4 protein-coding genes are annotated in these 2,992 nt (G+C 62.4%); all 4 read left to right on the forward strand.

Annotated features, from left to right (window positions below; translation table 11 throughout):
- The coding region (locus AC5JJ6_RS06730) for a biotin--[acetyl-CoA-carboxylase] ligase (protein WP_496041294.1) at positions 1 to 383 on the forward strand (383 nt) is incomplete at its 5' end.
- Between the two features lie 16 nt (positions 384 to 399).
- Positions 400 to 1,185, forward strand: coding sequence for a type III pantothenate kinase (locus tag AC5JJ6_RS06735; protein WP_496041295.1), 786 nt, complete (start codon positions 400 to 402; stop codon positions 1,183 to 1,185).
- Entirely contained in the window at positions 1,182 to 2,858 is a 1,677-nt protein-coding gene (locus tag AC5JJ6_RS06740; RefSeq protein ID WP_496041296.1) for a ribonuclease J, read from the forward strand. The genes AC5JJ6_RS06735 and AC5JJ6_RS06740 overlap by 4 nt, the downstream gene beginning before the upstream one ends.
- Before the next feature lie 54 nt (positions 2,859 to 2,912).
- Positions 2,913 to 2,992 (forward strand): VOC family protein (locus AC5JJ6_RS06745; RefSeq protein WP_496041297.1); only part of this gene is annotated, 80 nt, incomplete at its 3' end.

The raw sequence follows: 2,992 nt of genomic DNA on the forward strand, positions 1-2,992 counted from the left end.
TAGGCATCAACGTTCAGCATTATCCGGTAGAGGCCGAATTTCCAGCTACATCCTTATTCAACGAGGGTAGCCGGATAAATCAGCCAGGTCCGGTTCTTGTCCGGTTTCTTCAGGCCTTCAGCACTTGGTACGATATCTGGCTCAAGGAGGGGTTCGATCGCATCCGCGAGGGCTGGTTAGAGACGGCTCGTGGTATCGGCGGACCGGTCACCGTGAGACTGGAGAAGCGGACCCTGGCTGGAATCTTCGCGGATCTGGACGGCGACGGCGCACTCCTTCTGGACTTGCCGTCGGGAGAGCGGTTGCGGATCACGGCCGGCGACGTCTTCTTCCCTGATTTGGCCCCATCTTCCCTGCCGGGGACTCCTTCCCAGACCGATTGACCGAGGGGCCAGTGCCATGCTGCTTGCGATCGACGCCGGCAATACGAATGTGGTGTGCGCCATCTTCGACGGTGATCGCAAGAGGGGCCAGTGGCGGATTGCAACCGACGGTCGCCGGACTGCGGACGAATACGCGGTCTGGCTTGTCGCCCTGATGACCATGAGCGGGCTGAAGCGGGAGGATGTCGACGCAGCCATCCTCGCCAGCGTCGTACCCGCTGCCACCTTCAATCTCCAGCGCCTCTGTATCGATCATTTCGGCGTGGAGCCGATGCGGGTCGGCGCGCCGGGTGTCCATCTCGGTCTTGAAATCCGGATCAACAATCCGCGGGAAGCTGGAGCCGACCGGCTTCTCAACGCGCTGGCTGCGACCTCGATCTATCCGTCGCCCCTGGTCGTCGTCGATATCGGTACGGGAACGACGTTCGACGTGGTCGATGCCGATGGGGCCTTCTGTGGCGGCATCATCGCGCCCGGGCCCAGTCTTGCGCTGGATGCGCTTCACCGTGTGGCGGCACAGCTTCCTAAGGTCGACATCGTGCGGCCGGCGACGGTTATCGGACGCGGGACCGTAGGCGCAATGCAATCGGGGATGTTCTGGGGTTATCTCAGTATGATCGAAGGATTGCTCACCCGGATACAGGCCGAGCTGTCCCCGACTGGCGACCCGCCCGTCACCGTTATCGTGACCGGAGGGCTTGGCGCGCAGTTTGCCGAAGCCACATCCATGATTCATCATATCGACAATGAATTGACCCTGCGCGGACTGTTGCTCGTTCACAAGCGGAACATGGTTTCATGAACTCATTCCCGGATCCGCACCGTCCCGGCCCCCGCGACCTCTGGTTTCTACCACTTGGAGGTTCTGGGGAAATCGGCATGAACCTGAACCTCTATGGTCATGACGGCAAGTGGTTGATGGTCGATCTGGGAATATCGTTCGGGGACGAGACGATGCCCGGCGTCGATGTGGTCATGCCCGACCCGTCGTTCGTTGCGGAGCGCCGCGACGATCTGGCGGGATTGGTCATCACCCACGCCCACGAGGATCACCTCGGTGCGGTAGCACATCTCTGGCCTCAACTTCGCTGCCCCATCTATGCGACGCCGTTCACCGCCTCCGTGCTGCGGGCCAAGCTGATCGAGAAGAACCTGGCGGGGCAGGTGGTTATCAACGAACTGCCGATTTCGGGCCGGTTCATGGCCGGGCCTTTCGACGTCGAACTGGTGAGGATGACCCATTCGGTGCCGGAGCCGAGCGCGCTCATCATCCGGACGCCGTTGGGCGCTGTACTCCATACCGGCGACTGGAAGCTCGATCCGTCTCCCGTCACCGGAGCGCCGACGGATGAGGCCGCTCTGATCAGGCTGGGTGACGAGGGCGCCTTGGCCATGATCTGCGACAGCACCAATGCGACGGTCCCGGGTATATCCGGTTCCGAGGCTGCCGTCCGGGAAAGCCTCGTCCGGCTGTTCGGACGGTACGAGAACAGGGTCGCCATCAGTTGTTTCGCGACCAACGTCGCCCGGCTGGACAGCATCGCGGCAGCCGCTGCCGCAAACGGCCGCAACGTGGCATTGGTAGGTCGTTCCCTCTGGCGCATCAATGAGGCGGCCCGAGCGAACGGCTACCTGAAGGATGCGGCGCCTTTCCTGACCGAACACGATGCCGGGTACCTGCCGCGGGAAAAGGCTGTTCTGATCTGTACCGGCAGCCAGGGCGAGCCACGCTCCGCTCTGGCACGGATCGCGGCCGACGATCATCCCGAGATCGTGCTGGAGAGGGGCGATACGGTCATTTTTTCCTCTCGGGAGATCCCAGGCAACGAGCGGGCGATTGCACGCGTACAGAACCTGCTGATTGCCCAAGGGGTCGAGGTCGTCACGGCCGACGACGCTTTCGTCCACGTTTCCGGACATCCGGCACAAGACGAGCTGATACGGATGTATCAGTGGGTACGGCCTAAGCTTGCGGTTCCGATCCATGGCGAAATTCGCCACCAGACGGAGCACGCCCGTATTGCCCGGTCCTGTCAGGTTCCGGATACCATTATCCCGGAGAACGGATCGATCATAAGGCTGGCCCCCGGACCTGCCGAGATCGTCGGGCAGGTGCAGCATGGCAGGCTGGCTCTCGACGGTAAGCGGATAGTCCCGCTGGATGCCGCAGTCATGCGCGGGCGCCACCGGATGATGTATAACGGTGCGGCCGTCGCCACGCTCGTCATCGACGCGGAGGGCGCGCTCGTTACTCAGCCCCAAGTGACGGTGATGGGGCTGATCGAGGGGCCGGAGGCTGGGGAGATCCTGTCTGAGGTCGGCTTCGCCGTCCGGAAGGCGGTCGAGGAGCTGCCCGTCCAGTCAAGGCTCGACGACGAAGCGGTCCGTCAGACGGCACGCATCGCCGTTCGCCGCAGCTTCAATGCGACACAGGGCAAAAAGCCGCTCACCGAAGTCCATCTGGTTCGGCTATAGGTGTGGCCTGTCCGGCTATGGCAGCCGGCAATCAGCAAGACCAAAGGGGGAACCATGATCGGCAAGCTCAACCACGTGGCAATCGTCGTACCCGATCTTGAAAAGGCGACGGCTCTTTATCGCGATACGCTCGG

Source organism: Skermanella sp. (genome assembly GCF_059503625.1).